This is a genomic window from Candidatus Obscuribacterales bacterium (assembly GCA_036703605.1).
GTDB lineage: Bacteria > Cyanobacteriota > Cyanobacteriia > RECH01 > RECH01 > RECH01.
In genome coordinates this window covers 1-6597 of the sequence record DATNRH010000284.1, presented here as the reverse complement: position 1 = coordinate 6597, position 6597 = coordinate 1, and the positions used below count along the sequence as shown (strand labels likewise).

At 50.1% G+C, this 6597-nt stretch carries 5 protein-coding genes; 4 read left to right on the top strand and 1 reads right to left on the bottom strand.

What is annotated here, in order from left to right:
* Positions 1 to 381: 381 nt before the first annotated feature.
* The 4 genes from V6D20_06025 to V6D20_06010 all read left to right on the top strand — a co-directional run bounded on the left by V6D20_06025 (position 382) and on the right by V6D20_06010 (position 5000).
* Positions 382 to 909 carry a GNAT family N-acetyltransferase gene (locus V6D20_06025; GenBank protein ID HEY9815344.1) on the top strand — a complete coding sequence of 176 codons (528 nt, stop codon included), beginning with the start codon at positions 382 to 384 and terminating at the stop codon, positions 907 to 909.
* A 310-nt stretch (positions 910 to 1219) separates the two neighbouring features.
* A complete protein-coding gene (locus V6D20_06020; GenBank protein HEY9815343.1) occupies positions 1220 to 1621 on the top strand; it encodes a VOC family protein in 402 nt (133 codons plus the stop codon).
* Between the two features lie 618 nt (positions 1622 to 2239).
* Positions 2240 to 2752 carry a hypothetical protein gene (locus V6D20_06015; GenBank protein HEY9815342.1) on the top strand — a complete coding sequence of 171 codons (513 nt, stop codon included), beginning with the start codon at positions 2240 to 2242 and terminating at the stop codon, positions 2750 to 2752.
* Positions 2753 to 2858: 106 nt separating this feature from the next.
* On the top strand, positions 2859 to 5000 hold the full coding sequence (locus V6D20_06010) for a pentapeptide repeat-containing protein (GenBank protein HEY9815341.1): 2142 nt from the start codon (positions 2859 to 2861) through the stop codon (positions 4998 to 5000).
* Between the two features lie 2 nt (positions 5001 to 5002).
* On the opposite strand, the gene V6D20_06005 is transcribed toward V6D20_06010, so the two are convergent.
* Positions 5003 to 6597 (bottom strand): S8 family serine peptidase (locus V6D20_06005; protein HEY9815340.1); only part of this gene is annotated, 1595 nt, incomplete at its 5' end.

The following is a 6597-nucleotide window of genomic DNA, read 5'->3' as shown; positions in this document are numbered from 1 at the left end:
AGCCGATTAGTTATGATACAAAGGTTGTCGGCAGCGGGTGATGGACATCGTTAGTAGTCTTCGCATCCAGTCCTTAAATTTCTCCTTTCGGATTGTCTGCGTGTCTGAAAGCACCCAAAAAATGCTTGGTGAGGGCAGTGGCGAGAGGCGATGTGGTTGGCATCGAAGGCACCGCAACGACCTTAAACTGCACCTACAATTCTCTGCTTTACCTGATGCCGCCAAGCTCGATGGAAGACATGGTCTGAACGTCTTGTCCGTTTTGCCTAGTGATCCTCTCTTGACCCATGTTTAAAGATTTATGTCGTACAACCTTGCCATAGTACAATTGAACTAATATGGTTGAGTAGTTAGCTGATGTTACGCCAGCAGGTGACCACCATGTCTGAGTCCGGCATCATAGCTTTTCGTCCCGCTACCCTTGCTGACGCGGCGCTTCTCCGTCATTGGGATGCCCAGCCCCACATCATCGCTAGCCACGGCGGTGATGACTGGGGTTGGGAGGTGGAGCTAGCCCGCACCCCCATTTGGCGTGAGCAATGGATTGCAGAGCTAGACGGTCGCCCCATTGGTTTTGTTCAAATCATTGACCCTGCTCAAGAAGATAGCCACTACTGGGGCGATGTGCCTGACCATCTGCGGGCGATCGACATTTGGATAGGGGAGGCGACAGAGTTGGGTAAGGGCTACGGCACCAACATGATGCAGATAGCTCTGTCCCGCTGCTTTGCCAACCCTGAGATAACTGCTGTTCTGATTGATCCGTTAACCAGTAATACCCGCGCCCACTGCTTTTATCAGCGTTTCGGCTTCCAGTTTTTGGAGCATCGACGCTTTGGTGACGATCACTGTTCTGTTTATCGCCTAGATCGAGCCACGTGGTCTAAGTTCAACGCTAAGTCCTTGTAGCTACAGTGCCGAGACGGTTCTGAGGGTGTTCCTGGAAAATGTCTGCGCTGCTGAGGGAAAGTTATCTATCCCATGAGCTATGGCTGTGTTAATTGTCCTGTGGTCAACCTTCGCGATCGCTGTTTTGGTAAAACAAGTTCTGTCAAAATCGACGAACTATCGTACCTTTAGTCAGATTGCTATCGCTACCATGCTTATCGTTGCTGGCATTAGCCTGTTAGTTGAGCCGACAACATGTTGCTAGGGGCTGGCCCTTTCTGCTACGTCATGATCCATGCCACACGTTTTATTGAAAAAAGAGGAAACCGTTATGCAAGTTAATCCTTACCTATTCTTTGACGGTCAATGTGAAGAAGCCTTCAAGTTTTATCACCAAGTCTTGGGTGGAGACCTTTGTGCTATGATGCCGTTTGCTGGTTCGCCTGCCGAAGCCGACGTGCCACCAGAATGGGCAACCAAAATCATGCATACTCAACTTACCTTGGGCAACTGGGCCATTATGGGATCAGACTGCCCTCCCGGAAGTTATGAGATTCCCAAGGGATTCTCGGTTTCACTGCAAATTCCTGATCCAGACAAAGCCGAGACTATCTTTCAAGCTCTATCGGAAGGTGGCAACATTCAAATGCCCTTAGAAAAAACCTTCTGGGCACAACGATTCGGTATGGCGATCGATAAATTTGGCACTCCCTGGATGATCAACTGTGAGTAGTCCTCAAAAGAATTCAGGTGTTGTTGAATTAGGGTATGAACCTCTAGCTAGACGTTCTGAAACGTCATGCAAAATCACGCTGCTAGTCAGCAACACCTGAATTCAAACCTTGGTTAGCTCAATTAACTGGAGGGTGAAGGATTACCGATGACGTTTGATGGCAGATTTTGGGTGAGAAATAGCTTGGTCTTCGGCGAAGACGCGTGATTGTCTCACTCAGGTGAGATCCGCCCGATGAGACTTACTATCCAAAAGCAAGCTCTACTGCTCCCAAAACGATTTTAGGCTGCGTGAATAGCTCTGCTGTTATTGTGCTAGCGTGAGTCTCCCATAGAAGGGGTACGATAAGGTGCAAAAAGACAGGGTAGAGCAGCGCTGATATTGCTGGGCAAACGCCTGCTTAGAATGTGAAGATCAGGGATAATTAATTAGAAAAAAACCACTCGTGTTTCAGATATCTCAGTCCTCAGAGTCTTTGGTGGTATGGGGTGGATGTTGTTATGGAGGCTAATGCAACCGATCGCCCGTTGACCATCGTCATCGGTGCTAGATTCCTGGATGTGACCGGTATGGTTTTCTGTAAAGATCGGGTGCGATTTGCGACAATAAAGGCAGGGGGTGGGAAGCTTCAAATCAGTGCGCCGGCTCTCTAGTTTAGTAGGCGGCGATCGCGCCTCGTCTGTAAAACCCTTTGAGGACAATACTATGGACATCATAGCCCTGACAGCATTGTTGAGTCCCTGTCTACCCTTTTTGCTCAAGGCTGCTGAAAGTGCCTCAGCAGATATTGGTCAGGATACCTGGGCAACCACGAAGAAAATTTGGGAAAAACTAAGGCCTAAATTGGAGGCTAAGGAGTCTGCCCGGATTGCTGCTGAACAGGTAGCTGCTAACCCCACAAGCGAGGGCCGTCAACAATTTCTCCGGGAAGAATTGGCAGAATTGCTTCAGAATGATCCGGAGTTGGCTGCTGCGATCGCCCAAATTTTGCAGGAGAATCCGGTGTCGTCCGGCGCGGTGCAAGTGAACCAAACCGTAACCGGCAACCAAGGACAGGTGATTGGTCAAATGACTGGAGGCAAAGCCATTGGCCGTATTGATGGCAACGTGCAGGGCGGCATCAACTTCTAAGCTCTGTACCTAAGTATTAATACTTGTATGCAATTGTTAACTCTGCTAGAGAGGGGCTAGGTATGAGGGCATCCTGAACATAGGAAGCACTACCCAGGAGTCCACCATGACGGCTGCGCCAGATGCTGATCCGGCTCCCCGGTCAGACAGCCCACTCGGTTTGGATCACACCACCATCCAACAGACCGCATCCCAAAACGAAGGTCAGGTCATTGGCAGTATGACAGGAGGGATGGCGATTGGCCAGGTGACGGTCTACCTATCCCAGATGCCTACCGAAAAAGAGCTGCCCCGGTCTACAGCAACCCTGGGCGACAATCCCTACCAGGGGCTTAAGGCATTTCGAGAGGCCGACGGCGATCGCTTCTTTGGCCGCGATCGCCATATCCAAGACCTTTGGCAACGGTTCCAATCGCTACACAACACCCCAAACACCATTCGCCTCCTGCCCATCTATGGCCCCTCTGGATCGGGCAAATCCTCCTTGGCGCGGGCGGGGCTGATCCCAGCACTGGGTCGCCAACCCTTGCCAGGGCGCGATCGCGCTAGGGTGGCGGTGCTCACCCCTGGTACCCATCCCCTGGATGCGCTGGCTACCGTGCTGGCCCGTATTGTCACCCAGGATGCTACCCCCCTCGCTAAGGCCGATGAGTTTAGGGCAGCTCTTGTGCAAACCGCGTCCAATCAACAGCATGATGGTCTCCGCCGCATTGCTGGGGTCTTCCCCGATATTGATGCTCTGCCGCTGATTGTGCTGGTTGACCAGTTTGAAGAACTCTATACCCTCTGCGATGACGAGCAGGTACGGCGTGCCTTTGTGGACAATTTGCTGGTCGCCGCCTGCGATCGCGCCCAGCAGGTCTCGGTCATCATTACTATGCGCAGCGATTTTCTCGGAGCCACCCAACAACATCCCCAACTCAACCAACTGTTCTCGTCCCAAGGGTTTCTCGTGCCCAGTATGACCCCGGACGACCTAGCGGTAGCGATCGCGGCCCCGGCCAAACAAGCGGGCTATGAATTGGACAAAGCCACGGTGCAGCTCCTTGTCCACGAGGCCCAAGGTCAGGAAGGCGCTCTGCCCCTGCTGCAATTTGCTCTCACCCAAATTTGGGAAGGTCTGCGCCAAGGTATTGAACCGGCGGACACCCTAGAACGTATCGGCGGCGTGGGCGGTGCCGTGGCCACTGAAGCCCAGCGTATTTACAACAGCCTCTCTGAAGACGAGCAAGCGATCGCCCGCTGCATTTTCCTCTCTCTCATCCAACTCAACGACGACAAAACCGCCACCCGCCGCCGTGCTAGCATCTCAGAACTCATCACCGAAAAGGGCGACGAACCTAAAGTCCGCAACATTATCCACCAATTCGCCCGCCCTGGCGTTTGGATTCTTGTGACCTCTGCAAATCAGCAACAGATTGAGATGGTAGAAGTTGCCCACGAAGCCCTAATCCAACACTGGGAAGAACTGCGTGTATGGCTTAACCAACAATGGGAATTGCTATGTCAAAAACACAAGATCGAACAATCTGTCCAGGAATGGGAAAGGCATCATAGATCTCAGGAGTACTTACTGCAGGGAAGAAGCTTACGCGATGCCAAATCTTTAGCTAAACTGACCACCTTAACTCCTGGCACTCAAATCTCTCACTCCGCCCGTCAATTCATCAGGAAGAGTCTTTTCTTTAAAAGAATAAAAATAGTTAAGAATACAGCACTAATATCAATATTCCCAGTATTGGGATCTCTAGTAGTCACTCACCTACTCATTCTTAATCTTGCTCACTCAACTTTCTTCTCAAATGAAACATGTGCTCAGAATCCACGAGCAGCTTTTCTCCTGAGATATTTGTTGCTTTCTGGGGAGAGAGAAAAACTAGAGGAGATAAATCTATGCAGGGAAGAACTGACTGGAATTAAGCTCCAAAGAGCCTCTTTATGGAGAGCTAATTTCTCCCGAGCAATTCTAGCAAATGCTGACTTTGAAGGTTCAGATTTAAAGGACGCTAATTTTGAGGGAACTGATCTCATGAGTGCTAACTTTAGTAACTCCTTTTTAGAAAATGCTAACTTCAAAAACACTTATCTTTTTATGGCTGACTTAAAAGATAGTTTTGGGCTAACAGAAGAACAGCTTGTTGAATCTCTACTATGCCAGACAAAATTGCCCTCCATTATTGGCTTAAATCCAGATAGAGATTGCGAAAAAATACGACGGATCATCCTAGAAGGCGACACGTTTAATTGAATCTATTTGCTAAAGTAGCTATTGCCGCACGGATATGATAGTCCTGCAAATGCACATTCTTCTGGCGTTCTTTCTCTACTCCCCAAATTGCTAAATTTGTTTTTATCTGACGAAAGTGTTCTTACTTCTCCTAGCGCTCTGGAAGCAAGTTCAGGGACTTCCTCTCTACTGCTGCTTAACCCTGCAATCAAGACTTTAATGGCTAATTTATTGCAACGAGATATTCGCAATAGACTCTCCGCTGCAAGAATGTGTTTCTTTTCGATGGCAATACTTTCTTCAGGTAAGCTAGAAAGCATTTTTTGAAGCTCTAACACAACATCAGCTTGAGGAGCTCGAGGAATAAAGAACTCAGGTTGAAGATCTAGTTCAACTTCTTCTATCAGTTCTAGATCAATAAATTCTTCCTTTAGAATCCTATCAATTCTCACTCTAATCTCATCAAAGTGTTTGCATAGCTGAGGGAAGTCATCTCTCATTGTCGCGCTCCTAGTTGATAATGTCGATAGATTTTTAGAAGTTAACCAAGAATCAGATCTAGATTTATGAGGTTTACAGCAAGGTTCCTTGGATTTTTGAAAGCTGAACATTGTAGCTTTCCCTGCATTCACCAATCCGTCTCCGGTAGCCAAATCTGGCCCATCACGGGCTGCTGCATCACCACTAGACGGATGGCTAAAGCCACCTAAGACATCAATAGCTGTTTGCTGCAAAAGCTGTTTAATAGCAGCAGGGGATAAGGCGCTTTTCACTTGCTTAATCAAGGCACAGACCCCAGCTACTTGGGGAGCGGCGGCGGAGGTTCCGCTAAAGGCGGCCCAACCATCGCTGTAATGGGTACCGTCTTTGCTGGGTGTACCGTTGCGTATCGGGGAGCCCAAGTCTTGGTCTATCACAGAGCCAGGGGGGACGGGTAGCATGATGTAGCAACCATAGGGAAGTTGTCCGACCAGGCCGCATACATCGGGAACCCGGCGGCCGGGATAAACAGGGCTGACAAAACCGCTGGCGTAGTTGCTGGCTTCTAGGGTGCCCTTGAGGGAGCCTTGGAGATGGCGATAGACTCCGCCGACGGCAATGACATCAGGATGCTGGGAGGGAAAGCCCATATGACCGTTGCCTGCCGAAAACACAACGGTGATGCCTTGACGGACGGCGTAGGCTACGGTTGCAGCTAGGACACGATTGGCGGGAGATAAGCGGGGCGATCGCTGATCAGACGCCCAGCTACAGGAGATAATGTTGGGGTTGAGGTTGATGGCGGCGCGGAAAGCACTGACAGAGTTAACGCTCTTCAGCGTTCCGGCAATGGCAACATCGGCTTTGACAACGGTGAGGTCGGCTTCGGGGGCGATCGCCAGTAGGTTTGCCGCTATGCCGGTGCCATGGCCGATGAGGTCACTGCAGGTATCGGTGGAGCCAGGGGCAAGGTGGATGTTGACGTTGTAATGATGCTTTTCAAAGTAGGGATGAGCATACCAACCCGTATCCACAATCACCACCTTCACCCCTTTGCCGGTAATACCTTGTTGATGGGCTGCGGTGGCGTTTAACCCTTCGGCCAAGCCATCAGGAACCGAGAGATATTCGGTCTCGG

What these genes read in the sequence shown, in the direction of transcription:
- V6D20_06025 (HEY9815344.1), top strand. Translation starts at nt 382, where the DNA reads ATGTCTGAGTCCGGCATCATAGCTTTTCGTCCCGCTACCCTTGCTGAC.
- V6D20_06020 (HEY9815343.1), top strand. Translation starts at nt 1,220, where the DNA reads ATGCAAGTTAATCCTTACCTATTCTTTGACGGTCAATGTGAAGAAGCC.
- V6D20_06010 (HEY9815341.1), top strand. Translation starts at nt 2,859, where the DNA reads ATGACGGCTGCGCCAGATGCTGATCCGGCTCCCCGGTCAGACAGCCCA.